The sequence below is a fragment of the Micromonospora sp. NPDC049903 genome (genome assembly GCF_044460945.1).
In the GTDB taxonomy this organism is placed as follows: domain Bacteria; phylum Actinomycetota; class Actinomycetes; order Mycobacteriales; family Micromonosporaceae; genus Micromonospora.
In genome coordinates, this window is the sequence record NZ_JBITKL010000020.1 from 26,624 (window position 1) to 49,677 (window position 23,054).

Consider the following 23,054-nt stretch of genomic DNA (forward strand, 5'->3'; position numbering starts at 1 on the left):
ATGAGTCGTCCTGACGTCGTCGTCACCGGGCTCGGCGCGACCACCCCGCTGGGCGGGGACGTCGCGTCGACCTGGGACGCCATGCTCGCCGGCCGCTCCGGGGTGAGTGCGCTCACCCAGGAGTGGGCCGGTCAGTTGCCGGTCCGGATCGCCGCCCAACTGGCGGTCGATCCCTCCACCGTCCTGGACCGGGTGAAGCTGCGCCGGCTGGACCGTTCCGAGGCGATCGCGTTGATCGCCGCCCACCAGGCCTGGGCCGACGCCGGCCTGGTCGACGCCGGAGCGGATCCGGAACGGATCGGGGTCAGCATCGGCTCCGGTATCGGTGGTGCGGTCACCCTGCTCAACCAGGACGACATCCTGGAGGCGTCCGGTCCCCGGCGGGTCTCCCCGCACACCGTGCCCATGCTGATGCCCAACGGTCCCGCCGCGTGGGTGGGTCTGGAACTCGGCGCCCAGGCCGGTGTGCACTCGGTGGCCAGCGCCTGCGCGACCGGCGCGGAGGCGATCGCGCTGGGTCTGGACATGATCCGGGCCGGTCGGGCCGACGTGGTGGTGGCCGGTGGCACCGAAGCGGTGATCCACGCGCTGCCGATCGCCGGTTTCGCCTCGATGCGGGCCATGTCGACCCGCAACGACGAGCCCGAGCGGGCCTCCCGGCCGTGGGACAAGGGCCGGGACGGCTTCGTCCTCGGCGAGGGCGCCGGCATCGTGGTGCTGGAGCGCGCCGAGCACGCCGCCGCCCGGGGCGCCCGGGTGTACGCGCGGCTGGCCGGTGCCGGTATCACCTCCGACGGCTACGACATCGTCCAGCCGCACCCGGAGGGCGCCGGCGCGATCCGGGCCATCGCGAAGGCGATCGCCGACGCGGACGTGGACCGGGCCGACATCAGCCACGTCAACGCGCACGCCACGTCCACCCCGGTGGGCGACATCGCCGAGATCAAGGCACTGCACGCGGCACTCGGCGACCACCCGGTGCTGACCGCCACCAAGTCGATGTCCGGGCACCTGCTCGGCGCGGCCGGTGCGCTGGAGTCGATCGCCACGATCCTGGCGATCCGCGACAGCGTGGTGCCGCCGACGATCAACCTGGACGACCCGGACGACGGCCTCGACCTCGATGTCGCCGCCGGCAAGGCCCGCCACATGGACATCCCCGCCGCGCTGAACAACTCGTTCGGCTTCGGCGGCCACAACGTGGCGCTCGTCTTCACCCGGGCCTGAGCCGCCCCGGCGGCGCAGGCTGCGGCAGCACCGCATCGGCCCCGCCGACGCACCACGCGTCGGCGGGGCCGATGCGTGTTCCGGGCCGGTCGGCCGGTCGTCGGCGGGTCAGCCGCAGGTGGTGGCGGGCAGCCCGGAGACCTTCACCGGGGACCGTCCGCGCGGGGCGGCCTTGCCGGCGAGTACGTCGGCGAGCGCCGTCATCGAGGCCCGGCTCGACGAGTACGTGGCCAGCAGCGTCGGCGAGTTCGCCTGCGCCAGCACGTACGGGGTGTCCATCGCGACGGTGACGGCGGCTCCGGAGCGCAGGTCGCCGGCCCCGTCGCCGTACCCGACGAGGTGCACGACCGTGCCGCCGCTGGGCACCACCTCCATCCCGGCGGCGGTGAGTGCCTCGGTCAGCGCGGTCCGGGTGTGCGCCCGCCCGCCGGAGGAGGTGACGGTGACCGGGCCGTTGACCCCGCTGGTGTCGCACCGGCCCTTCAACACGGTCACCGCGGCGGCGGCCAGGTCACCGGCGGCCTCGAGATGCGCCGGAGCCCGCAACGTGGACATCTCCGGCACCGGCTTGTCGGCCAGGGTGAGCTTCATCGTCAGTACGCGGGTGGCCGCCTCCACCAGTCGGGCCCGGGGCAGCGAGCCGTCCCGCAGCGCCGTCAGCAGCCCGTCGTACGCCTGACCGACGTGCGGCGGCATGAGGATCAGGTCGTTGCCGGCCTTGAGGGCGCGTACCGCCGCCTCGCCCGGCCCCCAGCGGCGGGCCGGAGGCATGTTCATCCCGTCGGTGATGACCACGCCCTGGAACCCGAGTTCGCCGCGCAGCACGTCGGTGAGCAGTTTGCGGGAGAAGGTGGCGGCCACTCCCGGATCGATCTCCGCCACGTCGAGGTGGGCGGACATCACGGCCAGGGCGCCCGCCTCGATGCCGGCGCTGAACGGGGGCCACGCCTCGGCGGCGAGCTTCTTGCGCGACTGCGTGAGCACCGGCAGGTCCTCGTGCGAGTCGACGGCGCTGTGCCCGTGCCCGGGGAAGTGCTTGACGGTGGCCGCGACACCGGACGCCTGAAGCCCCCGGACCGCACCGCCGACCTGTCCGGCGGCGCGGGTCGGGTCCGCGCCGAACGACCGGGACCCGATCACCGTGCTGCGCTTGACCAGCACGTCGGCGACCGGCGCGAAGTCGAGGTTGATCCCCATCGCGGCCAGCTCGGTGCCGGCGGCCCGCCAGGCGGCCTCGGTCAACGCCGGATCGTCGGCGGCACCGGCGGCGAGCGCGCTGGGCAGCATGGTCACCCCGTCGGTGATCCGGGTGACCACGCCGTACTCCTGGTCGGTGCCGATCAGGAACGGCGCCGTGCCGGCGGGCAGCTTGTCGGCGGCCTCCCGCAGGCCGGTGGTGAGCTGGCGGACCTGCTTCGGGTTGTCGACGTTGGTGGTCGGCTGGTTGCCCTGGGTGGGGTCGTCGGCGCTGAAACCGACCAGGATCAGGCCACCGAGCCGGTACTTCTCGATCATCTCGGCCGGGGTGTCCACGCCGCCGAGGTTCCGGTTGCCGGCGGCCGAGCCGGCCGAGACCTTGGTGGCCTGGTCGCCGTAGGCGTACGGCATCAGCACCTGGCCGACCAGGTCCTCGTCGGCGAGTTCGGCGACCAGCGCGGCGGCCCGGGTGGCCGGGTCGTCCGGCGGTGCGCTCGACGGGGGCGCCGGTTCTGTCGCCGGGGCCGACGACGGGGCGGCCCCCGGTCGCTGCCCGGCTCCCGAACAGCCGGTGACGAGTAACGCGGTCACGGCGACGAACGCGGCGACGACGCGCCGAGGGGTAGTCGACACGCGGCCCAGTCCACCAGCTCACCGCGTATCGGGGCAACTCGACCGTCAACCAGTGGACGGGCGTGCCGGTACGCCGCCGGAGGTGGCGGGCCTCGGGTCCGGCCGCTCAGCCGACCCGGGTGAGCAGGGTCACCGGCGCGCCGTCACCGGCGTAGCGGTACGGCTCCAGCTCGGCGTCCCAGGCGGTGCCGAGCGCCTTGTCCAGCGCGTGCGCGAGCGCCTCTGGTCCCCGCGCCGCAGCCATGATGCTGCGCAGCCGGTCCTCGCCGAGCTGGATGTCACCGGCGGCACCGACCGTGGCCCGGAACAGCCCGCGTCCCGGCACGTACATGAAACGCTCGCCGTCGGCGCCCGGACTGGGTTCCTCGGTCACCTCGAAACGGATCATGGGCCACTGCCGGAGGGCAGCAGCCAGTTCGGCGCCCGTCCCCGGGCGACCGGACCACCCGCACTCGGCCCGGCGGGCGCCGGGATCGACGGGTTGAGCCGTCCATTGCAGGTTGACCGGCGCGACAAGGACGCGCGCGATCGCCCACTCGACGTGTGAACACACGGCGAGCGGGGTCGAATGGACGTATACGACGCCACGCGTTGGCACGGTGACCTCCCGGAGAGCGAGGTGCGTCTTCCCCTACGACCTCGACCCGGACCGGGTGCGTTGCTGGAACACATGATGACTCCTGTGACGGATGGTGCGCCAGCGAATCGGGAAATCCGCCGGTCGGAATACCCGGACAGGTGACTGCGGTTCCACCTCGTGACGCCGCGGTGACCAGCCGGGATCGTGGCTCGTGTACAGTTCCATCGGCGGCCTGTGCCGCGTACAGCCTCTGCGGGTCACCCATTCGGTACCACCCGCATCAGCCCCCGGACGTTTCCCCGTCCTCCGTACGTCTTGCAAGGAGTACCTCCGTGGCGAGCAACACCTCTAAGACCGCGCGCGCGTCAGTCCGGGCCGGCCAGGCTGGCCAGGGTGGCGCACTCAGCGTGCTGGGCGAGTTCAAGTACCTGATCCCGCTCAACGGCGGCAAGCACGCCTACGTGCGGAACCTGACCAACGGCAAGACCGCGCACCTGCGTACCGACTCCGAGGCCTTCATCGAGGAGATCCGGGTGCTGGCCGCCGCCGGGCACGCCACCAAGATCCGGGCGGAGATCAACGGCCTCAACGCCGCCCACCCGGGCGACGGCTGGGACGCCACCGAGAAGCGCCTGGTCGAGGCCGGCGTCTTCGAGGGCTGAGCACCGCCCCACCCGCACCACCACGAACGCCCGCCGGGCCCACCCGGCGGGCGTTCGCGCGTCCCCGCCCCCGACCCCCGAACCGCCCGCGCCGCATCCGCCTCGCCCTGGCACGCCTCGCCGCGCCCGCCGACGCAACACCCCCGCCTCGCCGCACCCCGTCGCTCCGCTGCGCGATCATGGAGTCATGGCAGCGACAAAAGGGCGAATACCATCCCAAAACATCTGCCACAATTCCATGATCGCCCGAGACAGGGCGGACAGCGGGACGCAGGGCACGGGCAGCGGGGCACGGGCAGCGGGACGGGGTGGGGTGGTCAGGGGGCGGGGGCGACCAGGGAGACCTCGCCGGTGGTGAGGGTGTAGAGCGCGCCGGTCACCGCGACCCGGCCGGAGGCGACGGCGGGGGCCAGGAGCGGGTCGGCGCGCAGGGTGGTGACGGTGCGCCGGACGTGGCGGCGTACGGCCAGGGGCTGCACCTGCGGGTCGTCCAGCCCCACCTCGGTCACGGCGGGCGCGATCCGGTCGACCAGGTGGGCCAGCGCCCCGGCCGGACGTCGACCGGTACGCAGGGTGTCGACCGTCGTGGCCACCGCGCCGCAGCGTTCGTGCCCCAGCACCATCACCAGTGGTACGCCCAGCACGTCCACGACGTACTCGATCGAGCCGAGGACCGCGCGGTCCAGCACGTGGCCGCCGGTGCGGATGACGCAGATCGAGCCGAAGGTCTGGTCGAAGATCGCTTCGAGCGGTACCCGCGAGTCGATGCAGCCGAGCAGGACGGCGTACGGCTGCTGGTCGCCGGAGGCGCTCGCGGCGGCGGCGGTGACGTCGTGTCCGTGCACCGGCTGGCCGCTGACGAAGCGCCGGTTGCCGGCGAGTAGTTCGGCCAGCGCGGCGCGTGGGGTCCCGCCGGCCGCCCGGTCGTCCGGTCGTGGATCGGCCGTCCGTGGCATCGCCATGGTCTCAGCTTGGCCGGATCGTCCCGCCGACGTCACCGGTTCCGGGATCTTCTCAGCACCCCGATTCGCGTGGTCTCATGACGGGTAGCCGGTGTTACCACCGGGTATCCCCGGTGTTGCGCATCCGCGTGTGCCTGGGGAGGTGGCGATGCCAGATCCGGTCGAGGTGCGACTGGGCGACGACGTGAGCCTGCACGTGGACACCGACGGCCCGGCGGACGCCGAGGTCACGGCGGTGCTGCTGCACGGCTGGACGCTCGACGCGCGCAGTTGGCACCGGCAGGTGACGGCGCTGCGCAAGGCGTACCGGTCGGTGCGGGTGGTCAGGTACGACGCGCGTGGCCACGGTCGGTCCAGCTGCATGACGCTGCCCACGGCGACGCTGGCCCAACTCGGCGACGACCTGGCCGCGGTGCTGGACACGGTGGTGCCGACCGGCCGGGTGGTGCTGGTCGGGCACTCCATGGGCGGGATGACGATCATGGAGTACGCGCACCGGCACCCCGGGCACTTCGCCCGCCGGGTGGCCGGGCTGGTCTTCGTCTCGACCACCGCCGAGGGGCACACGCACACGGTCTACGGGTTGTCGCCCCGGATCGCCCGGATCATCCGGCTGGCCGAGACCACCGGGGCCGGGGTGCTCGCCCGTTGCGGGGCCTGGCGTCCGCCCCGGGCCCTGTTGCGCGCGCTCCGCCCCAGCATCCGCTGGATGCTCTTCGGCGACCGCTGCGACCCGACCGACATCCGCCTGGTCACCTCGGCGGTGGCGCGCGCCTCGCTGCGCTCGATCGGCGGGTTCCGGGCCTCCTTCGGCGCCCAGCACCGGCTGGAGACGTTGGCCGCGCTGGCGGATCTGCCGGCGGCGGCGTTGGTGGGCGACCGGGACCGGCTCACCCCGCCGCCGTGCGCGGAGTCGATCGCCGCCGCGCTGCCCGCCACCGAGCTGACCGTCTGCCCCGGCGCCGGGCACATGTTGATGATGGAGCGTCCCGAGGAGGTCACTGCGGCCCTCTCCGGCGTGCTGCGTCAGGTGCTCGCCGACGCCCGACGCGCCGGTGGTCGGGCCGCCGCCGGCCGCACCCGCCGCCGATAGAGATCGCACCCGGGCCCGGTGCCTCCGCACGCCCGCGAGGTGGGGCGTAATCTCGTGCGGTTGGCCGGGCCGGGTGACGAGGAGAACGAAGCGGTGGACCAGAGCACCCTGGACCAGGAGATCGCCGTCGAGCAGCGGCATCTCGACCGGGTGTACGCACGACTGGCCGAGCTGCGCCGCGCGGCGGTCCGTGCCGAGCGGGACGGCTACCGGCTGGCCCGGGTCGGCAACTTCGGCGCGCTGGTGGAGCGGGACGCGATGGTGTTCCACGCCGCGCAGCGCCGTCACGTGCTCGACGCCGAGTACGAGGGGCTGGTCTTCGGCCGTCTGGACCTGCGCGACGGGCAGGTGTTCCACGTCGGACGGCTGGGCATCCGCGACGAGGACGCCGCGACGCTGGTGGTCGACTGGCGTGCCCCGGCCGCCGCCCCGTTCTATCAGGCCACCCCGGCCGAGCCGCTCGGCGTGGTACGCCGCCGGACGATCCAGTCCAGCCGGGAGCGGGTCACCCGGATCGAGGACGACCTACTCGACCCGGACGCCGCACCGGCGGAGATGGCGGTGGTCGGCGACGGCGCGCTGCTGGCCAACCTGTCCCGGACCACCGGTCGGGGCATGCGCGACATCGTGGCGACCATCCAGCGCGAGCAGGACGAGGCGATCCGCTCCCCCGGTTCCGGGGTGACGCTGGTCTCGGGCGGGCCGGGCACCGGCAAGACGGCGGTGGCGCTGCACCGTGCTGCGTACCTGCTCTACTCCGACCGCAGCCGGTACGCCGGGGGCGGCATCCTGGTGGTCGGCCCCTCCTCGGTCTTCGTCGAGTACATCGCCTCGGTGCTGCCGTCCCTGGGTGAGGAGACCGCCACCCTGCACTCGCTGGGCACCCTCTTCCCCGGGCTGGTCGCCACCCGCACCGACCCGGTCGAGGTGGCCGCGGTCAAGGGGTCGCTGCGGATGCGCCGGTTGCTGGAGCGGGCGGCCCGGGACGGCGTACCCGACTCCCCGGCCGAGCTGCGGCTGCTCTACCGGGGGCAGTTGCTGCGGTTGGAGCGGGCCGAGCTGGACGCCATCCGGGACCGGGCGTTGGCCCGGGGCGCGCGGCGCAACGAGGTACGCCGGGCCGGCTTCGACGGCGTCCTGGCGGCGCTCTGGGCGCAGGCCCGCCGGTTGGGCATCGCCCGGCTGCCCGAGCAGCGGGCCTTCGAGGACGAGCTGATCGACCGGACGGACTTCCGGGACTTCCTCAAGGCGTGGTGGCCCCGGCTGCATCCCCGGCACGTGCTCGGCTGGCTGGCCGATCCGGAGCGGCTGCGCCGGTACGCCGCCGGGCTGCTGTCCCGGGCCGAGATCCGGCTGCTGGAGCAGGCGTACCGGGGGCTGGCCGCCGAGGTGCCGACCGTCGCCGACGTGGCGCTGCTCGACGAGCTGGACGCGCTGCTCGGCAAGCCGGTGCGTCCGGCCCGCGCGAAGCGCGACCCGTTCCAGCTCGCCGGTGGGGTACGCGAGCTGAGCACGCACGCCGGCCGGCAGCGGGCCGCCCGCCAGGCGGCCCGGGAGCGGCCGGAGGACTACCGCGACTACGCGCACGTGGTGGTGGACGAGTCGCAGGACGTGTCACCGATGCAGTGGCGCATGATCGGCCGACGCGGTCGGCTGGCCTCGTGGACGGTGGTGGGCGACCCGGCGCAGACCGCGTGGACGGGGGATCCGCAGGAGCTGTCCCGGGCCCGGGACCAGGCGTTGGGTCGTCGGCGGCGGCACCGGTTCACGCTCACCACCAACTACCGCAACTCGGCGGAGATCTTCGCGGTGGCGGCGGCCGAGATCCGGCGGGCGTACCCGGACCTGGCCCTGCCCACCGCCGTGCGGACCACCGGGGTCGACCCGGTGGAGCTGGTGGTGCCGGCGGCGGAGCTGGAAACCAGTGTGCTGACCGCCGCGAGCGCGCTGCTCGGCGAGGTCGAGGGCACCGTCGGGGTGATCACGCCGGTGCCGCGCCGGGACGAGGTCGCGGCCTGGCTGGGCGGGCTCGGCGGCGAGCGCCTCCAGGTGGTGACCAGCCTGGAGGCCAAGGGCATGGAGTACGACGGCGTGGTGCTGGTCGCCCCCGGTGAGATCCGTGCCGATCCGGGCTCCGGCGTGCGTACGCTCTACGTCGCCCTGTCCCGGGCCACCCAGCGGCTGACCACGATCGACCCGACCGGCTGAGCGCGCACATATAGCAATGTCGGCATAGATCCGTCCCCGGCGGGGCGCAGCACGCAAGGTGTCTGCGTGGGCGCGGGCCACGACCACCACCACGCTTCGGTGTCGAACGCCGCACACCGCCACTCCGGCCGGCTGTGGGCGGCGTTCGTGCTGCTCGCCGCCCTGATGGTGGTGGAGGCGGTGACCGCCCTGTGGACCGGCTCGCTGGCCCTGCTCTCCGACGCCGGGCACATGTTCACCGACGTGCTCGGCATCGGGATGGCGCTCGCGGCGGTGACCGCCACCCGACGCGTGGACACACATCCACAACGCACCTTCGGCCTCTATCGGCTGGAGGTGCTCGCCGCGTTGGCCAACGCCGTGCTGCTCGTCGGCGTCGCCGGTTACGTGCTGGTCGAGGCGGCACGCCGGTTCGGCGACCCACCGGAGGTGCGTACCGGGCCGGTGCTGGTGGTGGCCACGCTCGGCCTGCTCGCCAACCTGGTCGCGTTCGCGCTGCTGCGACCCGGGGCACGGGAGAGCATCAACCTGCGCGGGGCGTACCTGGAGGTGCTGGCCGACCTGCTCGGCTCGCTGGGGGTGATCGCGGCGGCGGCGCTGATCGCGCTGACCGGCTGGTGGTGGGCGGACCCGCTGGTGGCGGTCGCGATCGGCGCGTTCATCCTGCCGCGTACCTGGCGTCTGGGCCGGGCGGCGGTCCGCATCCTGGTGCAGGCAGCCCCGGAGCACCTCCAGGTCACTGCGGTGCATGACCGGCTGGCCGCGGTGCCCGGCGTGGCCAGCGTCCACGACCTGCACGTCTGGACGCTCACCTCCGGGATGGAGGTGGCCTCGGCCCACCTGACCACCGCCGAGGGCGTCGAGGTCGGCACGGTGCTCCGCGCGGCCCGTAAGGCACTGCGCGAGGACTTCGACATCGCGCACGCCACGTTGCAGATCGAGCCCGGGACGAGCGCAGGTGCCTGTGGGACGGTGGAGTGGTAGCGGGACGAGGAATACGAAAGGCAACAAGAATCCCATTTGTCTGGTTTACTGGTGATCAGGGGAACACCAGGAGTCACACCGGCTGCACCAGCCCCACCAGCACCGGTAGGCTCGGACCCGGTCTCCGCCAGGCGGCACTCGACGGTGCCGGCGGTGACCGCCGCCTAATCGCCCGCCAGGGCGAACCGGGGAACCATGTTCCAGGGGTGCATCCGCGTCCAGCGGTAGGGATCTTCCGTCCCGAACCCGTCAGCTAACCCGGTCGGCGGCTGACGGAAGGACATGTGCATGCCAGCAGTGGCAACCGTGAGACCGGCCGCCCGTACGGCGGCCCTGATCGCTGCGGGGCTCGCCCTCGCCCTGGGCGCCGCGCTCGCTCCGTTCAGCGCTGCCTCCGCAGCCCCCGGTGACGTCGGCGACGAGGGCGGCACACCGGCGCTGCGCGCCCAGTTGGAGGCGGCCAGCAAGGGCTACCTCGACGCCAAGACCGCCCTGGACCGCTCGGTCGACCGGCAGAAGAAGCTGGCCGCGCAGCTCACCACGACCGAGGGTCAGCTCACCGAACGCAGCGACAAGGTAGCCGAGATCGCCGCGCAGGCGTATCGCGGCGGCCGGCTCGGTGCCGCGTCGGCGCTGCTCAACAGCGGCTCCCCGGCCGGCTTCATGGACCGTGCGGCGGCGCTGGACGCGGTGGCGGCCAACGAGGAACGCGCGCTGCGGGACCTGCGGACCACCCGGGACGAGGTCAGCAAGACCAAGCAGGCCCTCGACGTCGAGGTGCAGGAGCAGCGCAAGCAGGTGGCCGTGATGGCCAAGCGCAAGGAGCAGGCCGAGCGCTCGCTGACCGTGGCCGAGGAACGCGCCGAGCGCGCCGAGCGGGCCGCGGCACAGGAGCGGGCCAGCCGGACCCCGGCACGTGGCGGCGGTTCCAGCAGCGCCACCGCCAAGCCGGCACCGCGCAACTCCAACGGCTCCTGGCCGGCCGAGTCGTGCAGCGTCAACGACCCCACCCCGGCCAACGGCTGCATCACGCCCCGCACCCTGCACGCGCTCAACCAGGCCAAGGCGGCCGGCTTCACCCGGTACGTCTCCTGCTACCGCGCGGGCGGCTCGGGTGAGCACCCGAAGGGTCGGGCCTGCGACTTCGCGGCGCAGAAGAACGGCTTCGGCGGGGTCGCCACCGGCGGCGACCGGACGTACGGCAACAACCTGGCGGCGTTCTACGTCAACAACGCCGACCGTCTCGCCGTGCTCTACGTGATCTGGTACAAGCAGATCTGGCTGCCGAGCAGCGGCTGGCGGACGTACAGCGGCGCGCGGGGCGACCCGTCCAGCGACCACACCAACCACGTGCACCTGTCGGTGTACTGATCCACACGGCACGCCGGGTGGCCGCCCTCGCGGGTGGTCCACCCGGCGTCGTCGTTCCCGCACTCCGAGGCGGCTGCCTCGGTTCCGCCCCGCCCGTCGCCGCGCGCTCTGCGGCCACCTTGGTTACCGTCGACATCGAAGCGGACATTTCGTGGCGACCGGGAGGAACGGTTATGAGCGGACCGCAGCGGACCCAGTGCGACGGTGCGTCGTGAGCGCGGCGACCGGACATGTGATGGTCTTCGCGCCGACCCCACTGCTCACGGTCACGATCGACCAGCCCAACGAGACTCCGGAGCTGCACCTGCACCCCGGCGGTCAGGGCGTCTGGCAGGCCCGGATGGTGCTGTCGCACGGCGTCGACGTGGTGCTCTGCACCGCGCTCGGCGGCGAGATCGGGCAGGTGCTGGAGCCCCTGCTGGTCAGCGAGGGCGTCGACCTCAAGGTGGTGGCGCGGGACTCCGGCGGCAGCGGCGGGTACGTACACGACCGCCGCGAGGGCACCCGGCAGGAGATCGTCGACGTGACCGGGCAGCCGCTGAGTCGACACGAGTTGGACGAGCTCTACAACCTGTCGCTGGGCGAGGGACTGCGGGCGGCGGTGAGCATCCTGAGCGGCCCGAACGACCCGTCGCTGGTCCCCGCCGACCTGTACCGGCGCTTCGCCGCCGACCTCGGCGCGAACGGCAGCCGGGTGGTGGTGGACCTCTGCGGCGACCACCTCACCGCCGTGCTGGACAGCGGGGTGTTCTTCGTCAAGGTCAGCCACGAGGAGCTGATCGCCGACGGCCGCGCGGCCGACGACGACGAGGAGCAGCTCACCCGGGCGATGTACGAGCTGCACGCCACCGGCGCCGAGAACGTGGTGGTCAGCCGTGCCGACAAGCCGGCGCTGGCCCTCGTCGACGGCGAGGTCTTCGAGGTGCAGATGCCCCGCCTGGAGGCGGCCGACCCGCGCGGTGCGGGAGACTCGATGACCGCCAGCGTGGCCGCCGTGGTGGCGCGCGGCGGTGACGTACGCACCGCGATCCGGACCGGCGCGGCGGCCGGCGCGCTGAACGTCACCCGGCACGGGCTGGGCACCGGGCGGCTGGACTCGATCACCGGCCTGGTGGACCGGGTACGCCTGGAGCCGGCCGGCGTCCGCCGGCAGGAACGCACCACCCCCGACGAGTTGGCGCACCGGGTGGGTGGCGCATGACGTTGCGCGTGCTGATCACCAACGACGACGGGATCGCCGCGCCGGGAATCCATGCGCTGGCCCGGGCGGCGGTCGACCGAGGGCTGGACGTGGTGGTCGCGGCACCGTTGGAGGAGGCGAGCGGCACCAGCGCCGCGATGAGTGCCGTGGAGCAGGACGGGCAGGTGGTGGTCCGTGAGCATCCGCTGCCGGAGCTGGCCGGGGTACCGGCCTTCGGGGTCGGCGGCTCACCCGGCTTCATCGCGTTGATCGCCGTGCACGGCGCGTTCGGGCCGCCGCCGTCGGTGCTGCTCTCCGGCATCAACCGGGGGGCGAACGCGGGCCGGGCGGTGCTGCACTCCGGCACGGTGGGTGCGGCGTTCACCGCCGCTGCCAACGGCTGCCGGGCGTTGGCGGTGTCACTGGACGTGCTCTCCGTCGGGGAGGCGACCGCCGTCAGCGGAGGTGCCGCGGTGGCCGCCGCGGCCCGGGTACGCGACGCCGAACGGAACTGGGCCACCGCCGCTCACGTGGCCCTGGACCTGCTCCCCCGGCTGACCGCCGGTCCGGTGGAGAGCGTGCTCAACGTCAACTCGCCGGACGTGCCGTTGGACCGGCTGCGCGGCGTACGCCGGGCGGGTCTGGCCACCTTCGGTCAGGTGCAGATGACCGTCGCCGAGGCCGGCCACGGTTTCGTGCGGACCGCGCTGGAGGAGCCCGGTCAGGCGGTGCAGCCCGGGACCGACCTGGCGTGGCTCGCCGACGGGTACGCCTCGGTGACGGCGGTCCGCGCCGTTACCGAGGTGTCCGACGTGAACCTGACCGGTCTCGACGGCGACTGACGGTCAGCCGCCGGGAAGGACCTCGGGAGTGGCGGCGGCACCGGCGTAGTACGGCTCCGGCGCGCCGAAGAGACCGAGCAGCCCGGTCACCCAGAGCTGTCGGTGCACGAACCGACTGGGTTCGGTGACGATCAGCTTGACGCCACTGACCTCAGCCGTCTGGAAGCCGGCGACCATCGCGCTGATGCCCACCGAGTCGATGAAGGTGACCAGCCGCATGTTGAGCTCGATCCGGGCCGGCCGCCCCTTGGCCAGCACTTCGGCGATGGCCTCTTTCACCTCATACGCGGTGTCGACGTCGATCTCGCCCCGAGGGGCGATCTCGATGACACCACCGGGCCGAACCGTCTGCAGGATCGACAGGCTCACGCGAGCACCTCCACTCGCCCGTACGACGGGCGCCTCATCAGTACGCGGGCCGCGACCGAGAGTATTCCTCCGACGGCCTCGGTCGCCACCCCTCGGGATGAGCAATTCGCGGACATCGGCGCGTCAAATCGCCCATATCCGGACTTATTACGTCCTATCACTTGGAGCAAGCCGAGGCTCGCACCGACGAACCAGGGTAGCGGGCCGCGGCTCGCCCGTCCGATATCCGGGACCCCGGCGTGCCCCGCCAGCCGACGGCCTGACCTGCGACCAGCCGGTGCCGGTGGCGGAGTGTGCCTAGCATCACCGATGACGACCACGACGAAGGGACGACGCGATGCTTCGCAGGCTCGCCGGTCTGGCCGGTGTCAGCGCCCTGCTCGCCCTCCTGCTCGCCTGCGGGTTCGGCGGCGGGGGCGATGACGACGACGATGACGATGACGACGACTTCGCCCGCGCGGCGGTCGTCGCGGTGGTGTCCCAGGGGTGATGGTGGTGTCCCAGGGGTGATCCGGTACGCCGGCCGGCGAGAGCCGTCGCCCGTGCACGGGCGACGTCCACGCGGCCGACACCGACCACGCGGGCACTGTGGTTTGCGGTGGCGTCCGGCGGGGCACAGCCTCGGTGGCGAACCGCCGACGTCCGAGGTCTGCCCGGCCACCGGCTTCGGCACTGTCGAGGAGGGAACCACATGTTCGGAAGCAACCTGCTGGACCGTCGCAGCAAGCCGGAACAGATCACGGACCAGGCGTGGCAACACCTCGTCTCGGCGGGCGACAGCATCCGGGACGCCGCCCGCTCGGCGCGGCACACCTCGGCCGGTTTCGCCGACGACGCCGGTGACCTGGTCGGATCGGCGGCCGAGGAGGCGCGGCACCGGGCCAGCGTGGCCTTCGACGCGCTCGCCGGACGCCGCCCCGCGCTGCCCTGGACCCTGCTGATCGGCGCGGCCCTGGTCGGCGCCGCGATCGGCTGGGCCGCCGGCAGCGCCGCGCGGGCCGCCGGCAGCCGGGACCGGGCCGCCGACGACATCGAGTTCGTGGACGTCGAGCGCCCGGACTCCCCCGCCGGTCCGCTGACCTGACGAAGATGTAAGGAAGGGTCCCCTGCTAACGCCTCGTGCATAGCAGGGGACCCTTCCTTACATCTGTGCGCGGCGTCTCGCCCGAACATCTGTGCGCGATGTCTCGCCCGACGCGGGTGAGGCGGGATCACCCGCTCCTCGACCAGGCTCGGTCCCGGCGGACCGGTACCGGTCCGCAGCCGCCGCCGCGAGAGGAGCGAGGAGATGGTCGGCATCTCGACGATCCAGCGCACCGACGAGCACATCCGGACCGCGGTGCTGGACGAACTCGACTGGGAGCCCCGGGTCCGGCCGCACGAGATCGGGGTGAGCGTCGCGGAGGGCGTGGTGACGCTGACCGGACGGGTGGACGGCTACGCCAAGAAGTGGGCGGCGGAGCGGGCCGCTCACCGGGTGGCCCAGGTCCGGGCCGTCGCCAACGACCTCGCCGTACACACGGCCACCGGCGCCGAGCGCACCGACCCGGAGATCGCCGCCGCCGTGACGCACGCCCTCCAGTGGCACGCGTTCGTGCCGGTCGAGCAGATCGACGTGACGGTCTCGCAGGGCTGGGTCACCCTGCACGGCGAGGTCGAGTGGGAGTACCAGCGCCGGGCCGCCCAGCAGGCGGTCGCCGGGCTCGGCGGCGTACGCGGGGTCAGCGACGGTCTCGTCGTCCGGCCCTCGGTACGCCCCGACGGCGCCGTGCTGGCCCAGCGGATCGTCGACGCGCTGGCCCGCAACCAGGCCACCGAGGCCGAGCAGGTGACGGTACGCGTACACGGCGACACGGTGCTGCTGGGCGGGTTGGTGCACTCGATGCCCGAGCGCGCCGAGGTCGAACGGGTCGTCTGGTCCGCTCCCGGTATCCGCGAGGTGCGAAACCACATCGCGGTGGCCCCGGTGCTGGGCTGAGCCGTCCCGGCCCGACCACCCCGGCCGGGTGACCCCGCCTCACCCGGCCGGACAGCAGACTGGCGGGTATGACCGATCGGCTGACCACGCCATTGCAGGTCACTGCGCGGCTCCGCACACCCGTCACGGAGCACGACCACGTCCGGGGCCCGGTGGACGCGCCGGTGACGATCGTCGAGTACGGCGACTTCCAGTGCCCGTTCTGCGGAACGGCGCACCGCAACCTCCAGGAGGTCCAGCGGCAGCGGTCCGACACCGTCCGCCTCGTCTATCGGCACTTCCCCATCGCCAACATCCACCCGTACGCGGAGCGGGCCGCCGAGGCGGCGGAGGCCGCCGGTCGGCGCGGACGGTTCTGGGAGATGCACGACTGGCTCTACGAGCACCAGGACCAGCTCGACCCGGTGCACCTGACGCTCGGCATCGAGCAACTCGGCCTGCCGGTCGACGAGGTGGACGCGGAGATCGGGCGGCACGCCGGTGGTGACCGGATCCGGCAGGACTTCGTCGGCGCGATCCGCAGCGGCGTGGACGCCAGCCCCACCCTGTTCGTCAACGGCGACCGCCACGACGGCGATGTCGACCCGGGCACCCTCCTGACCGTGGTCGACGACGCCGCCGGCTGACCAGCGGCCGGGCGGTGGCGACGGTGGCGGGTGATCACCTCACCCGCCACCGTCGCGCATCCGGATCAGATGAGGCGCAGTTGGCGGGCCCGGCGTACCGCGTCCCGACGGCGCGTGGCGTCCAGCTTGCGATAGATGTTGCGGACGTGCGTCTTGACGGTGTTCACCGAGACGGACAGCTCGGCCGCGATCTCCACGTTGGACAGGATGCTCTGCAGGTACCGCAGGATGGTCAGCTCCCGCTCGGTCAACGGCTCGTCCAGTGCCGCCAGCGGCACGCCCGGCGTACCCCGCCCGTCCGGCACCTCGACGGCACGGACCAGGTCACTGACCGTCGGCCAGTGCGCCGTGCCGGAGTCCAGGTGGGCGGCCAGCAGGTCCCGCAGGCCCGGCTCGGCCCGGGTGAACGGCCGCCGGTACCCGTCCGGGGCCGCCAGGTCGAGCGCCTGCTCCACCGTCCGGCCGGCCCGCCGCCCGTCCCCGCTCCCGGCCGCGAGCACCGCGTCGAGCAGCGCGGCGTCCAGGCGTACCGGCAGCGGCCAGTCGGCCGACGACGGCGCCGACCAGTCCGGCAGCAGGCGGGCGGCGGCGCGCGGGTCACCGGCCCGCAGCTCGACCCGGGCGGCGGCCACCGCCAGCGGGGGTGCCGCCGAGTCCGGGTGGCCGTTGGCCAGGTCCCGGGCCGTCGGCACGTCACCCCGGGCGCTGTGCAGGTCCGCCTCGGCCGCCCGCAGCCGCCCGTCCAGCTCGCCGCCCCGGCCGGACCAGCGGCTCCGGGCCTCCACCAGCAGCCGGTGGGCCACCGCGAGATCCCCCTCGTCGCCGCGCAGGTACGCCCGGCACCAGACCGCCACCGCGCCGGCCGCCGCCTCCTCGTTCGCCGGTGCCGCCAGGGTCAGGTTCGCCTCGGCCTCCGCAGGCTGGTCCCGATGCAGCGCCACCAGGGCCAACGCCAGATAGGCGTACCCGCAGTCGAGCTGCGCCGACCAGCCCTGGCAGGGCGGCAGGGCCAGCGCAGCGCGGGCCGCCTCCTCGGCCGCGCGCAGCTCGCCGCGCAGCGCCGCGAGCAGCGCCCACCGACTGGCGCAGACCAGTTCGGTGCGCGGCCGACCCGCCGACCGCGCCGCCGCCAGCGCCGCCGCGAACCCGCTCGCCGCACCGGCCAGGTCACCGGCGTCGAGGGCGAGCAGGGCCGAGGCGGTACCGGCCACCGTCCGCACGTCGGCATCGTCCCCGGTGCCCGCCCGGAGACCCTCGGCGCGTACCGCCACTGGCTCGTCCGCAACGGCGAGGTCGAGCCGCCCCGCAGTGGCCGCCCCGACTGCGGGCTCCGCGACGGCGGGCGAGGCGACGGCGGGGCGGGTGGCGAGCAGGCGGGCGGCGGCGACGCGTACCGCCTCGGGGTCGTCGGCCAGCCGGGCCAGGGTGAGCTCCACGGCGGCGACCAGCCGGGCGAACCGGCTGCGGCGCGGTTCCGGCAGGGCACGGGCGTGCCCGGCGGCCAGCCGTAGGTGCCGGTGGGCGGCGTCGCCGTCACCGTCGAGAGCCCGCTGGGCGGCGCAGGCCAGCGCCAGTTCCGGGTCACGCGACACCGCCTCCGCCGGGGGTGGCGCGGGCACCGGCCCGGTCCGGCCGCCCCGGTCGTACGCCAACTCCGGCCAGCCGGTCACGAACAGGTCGGTCGCCCTCGTCCAGTCGCCGGCGACCAGCGCGTGCCGCAACGCGTCGGCCGGTCGGCTGTTGCCGGCATACCAGCTCGCCGCGCGCAGGTGCAGGTCACGCTGCTCCTCGGCGGGCAGCCGGGACACTTCGCGGTACAGCAGGTCGGCCAGGAGCGGATGGCACCGGTACCACACCGGCCGCCCGCCGTCGGGGTGCAGCAGCCCGGCGTCCGCCGCGAGCGCGCCGAGTCGCCCCTCGGCGTCGCCGTCACCGGTCAGCGCCACCGCCAGTCCGGCGCAGACGGTGTCGGTGACCGCCGCGCGGCGCAGCAGGTCCCGATCGGCCGGGTCCAGTCCGGCGAGCACCTCCTCGCGCAGGTAGCCGGCGATCTCCGGCTGGTCCGCGCCGAGCTGGGTGATCCACCGGTCCGGGTCCGGCTGGCCGTGCAGCCCGAGCGCGGCGATCCGCAACGCCGCCGCCCACCCCTCGGTACGTCCGCGCAGCCGCTCGACGGCGGCGGCCGGCACCGCCACCCCGTGCGCGGTCAGCAGGTCGGCCACCTCGTCGGCGGTGAAGGCCAGGTCACCCGGACCGATCTCGGTCAGTTCACCGGCCAGCCGTAGCCGGTGCACCGCCAACGGCAGGCCGGCCCGCCCGGCCGCCACCACCCGCAACCGCTGCTCGGTGTGCCGCAGCAGGAACTCCAGCCCGACCAGGGCGGCCGGATCGGTGACGCGGTGCAGGTCGTCCAGGATCAGCACCACGGGTCGCTCCCGGGCGGCCAGGGCGGCGGCGAGCACCTCCAGCTCGTCCGGGCGTGGGGCCCGGTCGGGCACCGGTGTCGCGGCCGGGTCCGCCCCCGGGTCCGCGACCGACCGCAGCGCCGCCGCGAGGTACGACCAGAGGCGGTCGCTGTCGTCGCCGGCCTCCACCGAGATCCAGGCCGGTGCCGGGGCGTCCGGGTCGGCCTCGGTCACGGCCTGCCGCCACGACGCGAGCAGCGTGGTCTTGCCCCACCCGGCGGGCGCGCGGACCAGCGTGACCGGCGACGTCACCCCCTCGTCCAGCATCCGGGCCAGCCGGGGACGCAGCACCACCGGTCTCGGGAGCACGGCAGGCGTCAGGCGCGACGCCAGCAGGGGCGGGCCGGCCGGTGCGCCGACCGCCCCGGCGGTCCGTACGGTGCTGCGGTCATCCGGCATCCGGCCCACCCCCACGGACGCGTACTCCTCCCCGGTCCTGCGGCGGGCGGTTACCCGACCGGCGGCCGTTCACCCCTTCGGGGCGAGCCGGGTTCACCTCACCCCGGGCGAGCGTGGAGAGGTTCCCGTCCGCTGGGCGGGGCCGCCGATCCGGACGATCGGGGCGGACACGGATCCGGAGGTGCGAGTGGGACGGGTCAGGACGGTCGTCGCGGTGGCCGGCGTCCTCGGTGGGGCGGCGGCGCGTACCGCCCGGTCGGTGGTCGCCCGCCGGTGGGCCGCACGCCGCCGGGGACCCGACGGCGCCCGCACCGGGCGCTGGCAGGTGGTGACCGTCGACCGCCCGGCGGAGGAGGTCCTGCCGGCACGCGGCTGGCCCGAGCCGCTGCGTCGGCTCGACGGCGCGGTCGACGTCACGCTACGCGCCGCCCCCGGCGACCGGGGCGTCGAACTGGCCGCCCGACCACGGCCCGACGCCACCCCGCCCGGGTTCGCCGCCCACCTGGTCGGCGACGACCCGCAGCTCCTGGTGCGCCAGGCGTTGTGGCAGGTCAAGCAGCTCGTCGAGGCCGGTGAGGTGTTGCGCGCCGACCGTCCGTCCACCGACCGACCGGCGCGCCCGTCGGGATGAGGGCGCTGTGTTGGACCTCCGGCGGGGACCTGGCCGTGCGCCAGGTCCCGGACCCGGAGCTGCGCAACGACCAGGACATGATCGTCCGGGTACGCCGCAGCGCCACCTGCGGCGCCGACCTGTCGCTGCTCGCCGGGCGGACACCCGGCCTGTCCCCCGGCGACGTGCTCGGCCACGAGTTCCTCGGCGACGTGCTGGAGGTGGGTCCGGCGGTCCGCCGCCACCGGGTCGGCGACCGGGTGGTGGTCTGCGCCTCGGTGGCCTGCGGTGCCTGCTGGTACTGCCGGCGCGGGCTGCCGGCCTGCTGCGACAACGGCAGCACCGAGCCGGCCGCCGGGGAGGCAGAGTGGGGGCACCCGGTGGCCGGCTGCTTCGGCCAGCCCCGGGCCGCCGGAGGCTTCGCCGGCAGCCACGCCGAGTACGTGCGGGTGCCGTACGCCGACGTCGGGGCGTTCACCGTGCCGGAGTCCGTCGGCGACGACCGGGCCCTGTTCGCCTCGGACGCCGCCCCGGCCGGCTGGATGGGCGCCGACCTGGGCGCGGTCCGCCCCGGGGACGTGGTGGCCGTCTGGGGGGCCGGAGCGGTGGGGCAACTGACCGCCCGGGCGGCCGGATTGCTCGGCGCCGACCGGGTGGTGGTCGTCGACCGGCACCCGGGCCGGCTGCTGATGGCCCGGCAGCACACCGGCGCGGAAACCCTCGACCTGCGCCACACCGACGTGCTGGCGGAACTGCGCGACCTCAGCGGCGGACGGGGGCCGGACGTCTGTGTGGAGGCGGTCGGCGGCGCGGCCGAGGAACCCCGGTCCCTGGCGGAGCGTTTCACCGGACGACGCCGCGCGCCCGAGGCGCTGCGCGAGGCGGTGCACGCCTGCCGCAAGGGCGGCACGGTCTTCGTGCTCAACGGCGGCGCGCGCGTCGTCGACGCGTTCCCCACCGGCGCGGTGGTGCACAAGGGGCTCACCGTGCGCGGAGCGCGCCAGCACGGTCAGCGCTACATCCCGATGTTGCTGGACCGGATGGCCCGCGACGAACTGCGGACCGAACACCTGGCCACGCACCACTTCCCGCTGGAGCGGGCGGCCCAGGGGTACGCGCTGTTCCGCGACCACCCCGACGACTGTCTGCGGGCCGTGTTCACTCCGCACGAGCCGCTATCGATCGACGGTCGGCCTGGTGGATGACATCATCGCTTGATGGCTGCGGAACGGACGTACGACGTCGTGCTGTTCGGGGCGACCGGGTTCACCGGTGAGCTGACCGCGCAGTACCTGGCCCGGCACGCGCCGGCCGGACTGCGCTGGGCGATCGCCGGGCGCAACCCCGACAAACTGGCTGCGGTCCGGGACCGGCTGGCCGCGATCACGCCGCCCCTGGCGGACCTGCCGCTGCTCACCGCCGACGTCACCGACCCGGCGTCGCTGCGGGCGGTCGCCGAGCGGGCCCGGGTGGTGGCCAGCACCGTCGGCCCGTACGTGCACCACGGGGAACCGCTGGTCGCGGCGTGTGCGGCAGCCGGCACCGACTACCTCGACATCACCGGCGAACCCGAGTTCGTCGACCAGATGTACCTGCGGCACCACGCCGAGGCGACCCGCACCGGGGCCCGGCTGGTGCACGCCTGCGGCTTCGACTCGATCCCGCACGACCTGGGCGTCTGGTTCACCGTCAAGCACCTCCCGGCCGACGTACCGATCACCGTCGACGGTTACGTACGGGCCGGCGGCCGGTTCTCCGGCGGCACGTACCACTCGGCGCTGACCGCCTTCTCCCGGCGGGCCGAGACGTCCCGGGTGGCCCGCGAACGGCGCGCGGCCGAACCGCGACCCACCGACCGGCGGGTCCGGGCCGTACCGGGCAAGCTGGCCCGGTCGCGCGATCTGCCGGTCTGGGCGGTGCCGCTGCCGACCATCGACCCGCAGGTGGTGCGCCGCTCGGCCGCCGCCCGCCCCGAGTACGGGCCGGACTTCCGCTACCGGCACTTCGCGGCGGTCAAACGCCTGCCCACCGTGCTGGTGGCGGGTGCCGGCCTGGGCGCGCTGGCCGGACTCACCCGGCTGCCCCCGGCCCGGCGCTGGCTGCTCGGCCGGCTCGCCTCCGGCCAGGGCCCGAGCGCCGAACAGCGGGCCAAGTCGTGGTTCCGGGTCCGTTTCGTGGGCACCGGCGGCGGGCAGCGGGTGATCACCGAGGTGGCCGGCGGCGACCCCGGCTACGACGAGACCGCCAAGATGCTCGCCGAGTCCGCCCTCTGCCTGGCCCTGGACGACCTGCCTGCCACATCCGGCCAGGTCACGCCGGTGACCGCGATGGGCGACGCACTCCTGACCCGCCTCACCAGCGCCGGCCTCACCTTCCGCGTCCTCGGCTGAACGGTTTGGGTGAACGGTGCTGGGTGAACGGTCTTTGATGAAAGGAAGGGACCCTTTCTAACGCCTCGTGCATAGGAAGGGACCCCTCCTAACATCCGCCCGGCGCCCGCCGCCCGGTTGACCCTCGACCTGGTCGAGGCGGCAGGATCTGCGGGGTGGAGCGTGACCTGCGCAGCATCGGCGAGGTGGCCCGGGACAGCGGGCTGACCGTGAGTGCCCTGCGGTTCTACGACGCCGCCGGGGTCCTGGTGCCGGCCCTGGTGGACCCGGTGACCGGGTACCGCCGCTACACCGACGACCAGGTCGCCTCGGCCCGGCTCGTCGCCGGGCTGCGCCGGGTCGGCCTGCCGGTGGCCGAGATCGCCCAGGCGGTACGCGCCGAACCGGCCGTCGTGCACCGGCTGCTCGACACCCAACTCCGCCGGTTGGCCGACGGGCTGGCCGACGCGCGCCGCGAGGTGTCCCGGATCCGGGCACTGCTGCCGGTCGAGGAGTCGAACGCCGCCACCCGGCTCACCCTGGACCGCGCGGGACTCGCCGCCGCCGTGGACGCGGTCCGCTTCGCCGTCGGGACCGACCCGGAACTGCCGGCGCTCACCGGTGTCCTGTTCGACGTGACCGCCACGGGCGTACGGCTGGTGGCCACCGACCGGCACCGGCTGGCGGTGGCGACCGCCGACGCGACGGTGGACGGCCCGGCGGTGCGTACGCTGCTGCCGCTGGCGGCGGTGGACAGGTTGAGCCGACTGGTGACCGACCCGGACGTCGACGCGCACGAGGTACGGCTGACGCTGACCACGTCCCGGCTGCACGCCGACGTGGCCGGGCGGGAGTTGCACGCCAGGGCGCTGCCGGACGACTTCCCCGACTACCACGTGCTGCTACCCCGCGCGGGCGAGCACGGGCCGACCCGCCGCATCGCGGTGGACGCCGAGTGGCTGGCCGGCGCCCTGCGGGCGGGCGGTCCCACGCTGACCCGCGAGTACGCCGGTGCTCCGCTGCCGGTGACCGTACTCGGGTTGGGGACGGGCGACGGGCTGCGCCTGCTCGGCCCCGACGACCTGCACCACGCCGACGACCTGCAGGTCGGGGTGAACGGCGCGTACCTGCTCGACGCGCTCGACGCGGCCGGGAGCGGCCGGCTGGTGCTCGAACTCGACAGCCCGGTCACCCCGCTGGCGATCCGCCGTCCGGACGACGAGGGCGCCTTCTCCATCCTGATGCCGATCCGGCTCTGACCGAGCGCGCCGCTGGGCAGGATCAGAGTGCCGGGTGCGG

21 protein-coding genes and 1 riboswitch are annotated in these 23,054 nt (G+C 74.3%); of the genes, 16 read left to right on the plus strand and 5 right to left on the minus strand.

Features of this window, described 5'->3' with window-relative positions; all coding sequences use genetic code 11:
• Entirely contained in the window at positions 1 to 1,227 is a 1,227-nt protein-coding gene (gene fabF, locus ACIBO1_RS24535; RefSeq protein ID WP_396750390.1) for a beta-ketoacyl-ACP synthase II, read from the plus strand.
• Positions 1,228 to 1,335: 108 nt separating this feature from the next.
• On the opposite strand, the gene ACIBO1_RS24540 is transcribed toward fabF, so the two are convergent.
• Together ACIBO1_RS24540 and ACIBO1_RS24545 are read right to left on the minus strand one after the other, a co-directional pair.
• Positions 1,336 to 3,066, minus strand: a complete 1,731-nt coding sequence (locus ACIBO1_RS24540) for a glycoside hydrolase family 3 protein (protein WP_396750540.1) — start codon at positions 3,064 to 3,066, stop codon at positions 1,336 to 1,338.
• 97 nt (positions 3,067 to 3,163) lie between these two features.
• On the minus strand, positions 3,164 to 3,655 hold the full coding sequence (locus ACIBO1_RS24545; protein ID WP_396750392.1) for a DUF3145 domain-containing protein: 492 nt from the start codon (positions 3,653 to 3,655) through the stop codon (positions 3,164 to 3,166).
• 314 nt (positions 3,656 to 3,969) lie between these two features.
• Here ACIBO1_RS24545 and ACIBO1_RS24550 point away from each other — a divergent pair, with 314 nt between their 5' ends.
• Positions 3,970 to 4,299 (plus strand): hypothetical protein, encoded by a 330-nt coding sequence (locus ACIBO1_RS24550; protein ID WP_350698420.1) that lies wholly within the window; start codon positions 3,970 to 3,972, stop codon positions 4,297 to 4,299.
• Between the two features lie 317 nt (positions 4,300 to 4,616).
• On the opposite strand, the gene ACIBO1_RS24555 is transcribed toward ACIBO1_RS24550, so the two are convergent.
• Positions 4,617 to 5,261 carry a carbonic anhydrase gene (locus ACIBO1_RS24555; protein WP_396750394.1) on the minus strand — a complete coding sequence of 215 codons (645 nt, stop codon included), beginning with the start codon at positions 5,259 to 5,261 and terminating at the stop codon, positions 4,617 to 4,619.
• Positions 5,262 to 5,409: 148 nt separating this feature from the next.
• On the opposite strand from ACIBO1_RS24555, the gene ACIBO1_RS24560 reads away from it, so the two are divergent.
• From ACIBO1_RS24560 to surE, 6 genes are all read left to right on the plus strand, one after another.
• Complete coding sequence (locus tag ACIBO1_RS24560; RefSeq protein ID WP_396750396.1) at positions 5,410 to 6,354, plus strand: alpha/beta fold hydrolase; 945 nt, start codon at positions 5,410 to 5,412, stop codon at positions 6,352 to 6,354.
• A gap of 93 nt (positions 6,355 to 6,447) precedes the next feature.
• Positions 6,448 to 8,562: a HelD family protein gene (locus tag ACIBO1_RS24565; protein ID WP_396750542.1), complete on the plus strand. Its 2,115-nt coding sequence runs from the start codon at positions 6,448 to 6,450 to the stop codon at positions 8,560 to 8,562.
• A 66-nt stretch (positions 8,563 to 8,628) separates the two neighbouring features.
• The gene (locus ACIBO1_RS24570) at positions 8,629 to 9,546 is read left to right on the plus strand and encodes a cation diffusion facilitator family transporter (protein ID WP_396750398.1); all 918 of its coding nucleotides are present in this window, start codon (positions 8,629 to 8,631) and stop codon (positions 9,544 to 9,546) included.
• A 151-nt stretch (positions 9,547 to 9,697) separates the two neighbouring features.
• Positions 9,698 to 9,830: riboswitch (cyclic di-AMP (ydaO/yuaA leader) on the plus strand.
• 4 nt (positions 9,831 to 9,834) lie between these two features.
• The gene (locus ACIBO1_RS24575) at positions 9,835 to 10,917 is read left to right on the plus strand and encodes a coiled-coil domain-containing protein (RefSeq protein WP_396750400.1); all 1,083 of its coding nucleotides are present in this window, start codon (positions 9,835 to 9,837) and stop codon (positions 10,915 to 10,917) included.
• 235 nt (positions 10,918 to 11,152) lie between these two features.
• Entirely contained in the window at positions 11,153 to 12,118 is a 966-nt protein-coding gene (locus ACIBO1_RS24580) for a 1-phosphofructokinase family hexose kinase (RefSeq protein ID WP_396750544.1), read from the plus strand.
• Positions 12,115 to 12,939 (plus strand): 5'/3'-nucleotidase SurE, encoded by an 825-nt coding sequence (gene surE, locus ACIBO1_RS24585; protein ID WP_396750402.1) that lies wholly within the window; start codon positions 12,115 to 12,117, stop codon positions 12,937 to 12,939. The genes ACIBO1_RS24580 and surE overlap by 4 nt, the downstream gene beginning before the upstream one ends.
• 3 nt (positions 12,940 to 12,942) lie before the next feature.
• Here the strand turns inward: surE and ACIBO1_RS24590 are convergent, their stop codons facing one another.
• Entirely contained in the window at positions 12,943 to 13,308 is a 366-nt protein-coding gene (locus ACIBO1_RS24590; RefSeq protein WP_131054395.1) for an STAS domain-containing protein, read from the minus strand.
• 337 nt (positions 13,309 to 13,645) lie between these two features.
• On the opposite strand from ACIBO1_RS24590, the gene ACIBO1_RS24595 reads away from it, so the two are divergent.
• The 4 genes from ACIBO1_RS24595 (at position 13,646) to ACIBO1_RS24610 (ending at position 15,912) form a co-directional block, all read left to right on the plus strand.
• Positions 13,646 to 13,798, plus strand: coding sequence for a hypothetical protein (locus tag ACIBO1_RS24595; protein WP_350698408.1), 153 nt, complete (start codon positions 13,646 to 13,648; stop codon positions 13,796 to 13,798).
• A 201-nt stretch (positions 13,799 to 13,999) separates the two neighbouring features.
• Positions 14,000 to 14,392, plus strand: a complete 393-nt coding sequence (locus ACIBO1_RS24600; RefSeq protein ID WP_396750404.1) for a hypothetical protein — start codon at positions 14,000 to 14,002, stop codon at positions 14,390 to 14,392.
• A 204-nt stretch (positions 14,393 to 14,596) separates the two neighbouring features.
• A complete protein-coding gene (locus ACIBO1_RS24605; RefSeq protein WP_396750406.1) occupies positions 14,597 to 15,286 on the plus strand; it encodes a BON domain-containing protein in 690 nt (229 codons plus the stop codon).
• Positions 15,287 to 15,366: 80 nt separating this feature from the next.
• The gene (locus ACIBO1_RS24610) at positions 15,367 to 15,912 is read left to right on the plus strand and encodes a DsbA family protein (RefSeq protein WP_396750546.1); all 546 of its coding nucleotides are present in this window, start codon (positions 15,367 to 15,369) and stop codon (positions 15,910 to 15,912) included.
• A gap of 65 nt (positions 15,913 to 15,977) precedes the next feature.
• On the opposite strand, the gene ACIBO1_RS24615 is transcribed toward ACIBO1_RS24610, so the two are convergent.
• Positions 15,978 to 18,776, minus strand: coding sequence for a LuxR C-terminal-related transcriptional regulator (locus ACIBO1_RS24615; RefSeq protein WP_396750408.1), 2,799 nt, complete (start codon positions 18,774 to 18,776; stop codon positions 15,978 to 15,980).
• Positions 18,777 to 19,035: 259 nt separating this feature from the next.
• On the opposite strand from ACIBO1_RS24615, the gene ACIBO1_RS24620 reads away from it, so the two are divergent.
• The 4 genes from ACIBO1_RS24620 (at position 19,036) to ACIBO1_RS24635 (ending at position 23,014) form a co-directional block, all read left to right on the plus strand.
• On the plus strand, positions 19,036 to 19,407 hold the full coding sequence (locus tag ACIBO1_RS24620) for a hypothetical protein (protein ID WP_396750548.1): 372 nt from the start codon (positions 19,036 to 19,038) through the stop codon (positions 19,405 to 19,407).
• On the plus strand, positions 19,404 to 20,591 hold the full coding sequence (locus ACIBO1_RS24625) for an alcohol dehydrogenase catalytic domain-containing protein (RefSeq protein ID WP_396750410.1): 1,188 nt from the start codon (positions 19,404 to 19,406) through the stop codon (positions 20,589 to 20,591). The genes ACIBO1_RS24620 and ACIBO1_RS24625 overlap by 4 nt, the downstream gene beginning before the upstream one ends.
• A gap of 12 nt (positions 20,592 to 20,603) precedes the next feature.
• Complete coding sequence (locus ACIBO1_RS24630) at positions 20,604 to 21,776, plus strand: saccharopine dehydrogenase family protein (protein ID WP_396750412.1); 1,173 nt, start codon at positions 20,604 to 20,606, stop codon at positions 21,774 to 21,776.
• 167 nt (positions 21,777 to 21,943) lie between these two features.
• Positions 21,944 to 23,014, plus strand: a complete 1,071-nt coding sequence (locus ACIBO1_RS24635; RefSeq protein ID WP_396750550.1) for a MerR family transcriptional regulator — start codon at positions 21,944 to 21,946, stop codon at positions 23,012 to 23,014.
• Positions 23,015 to 23,054: the final 40 nt, after the last annotated feature.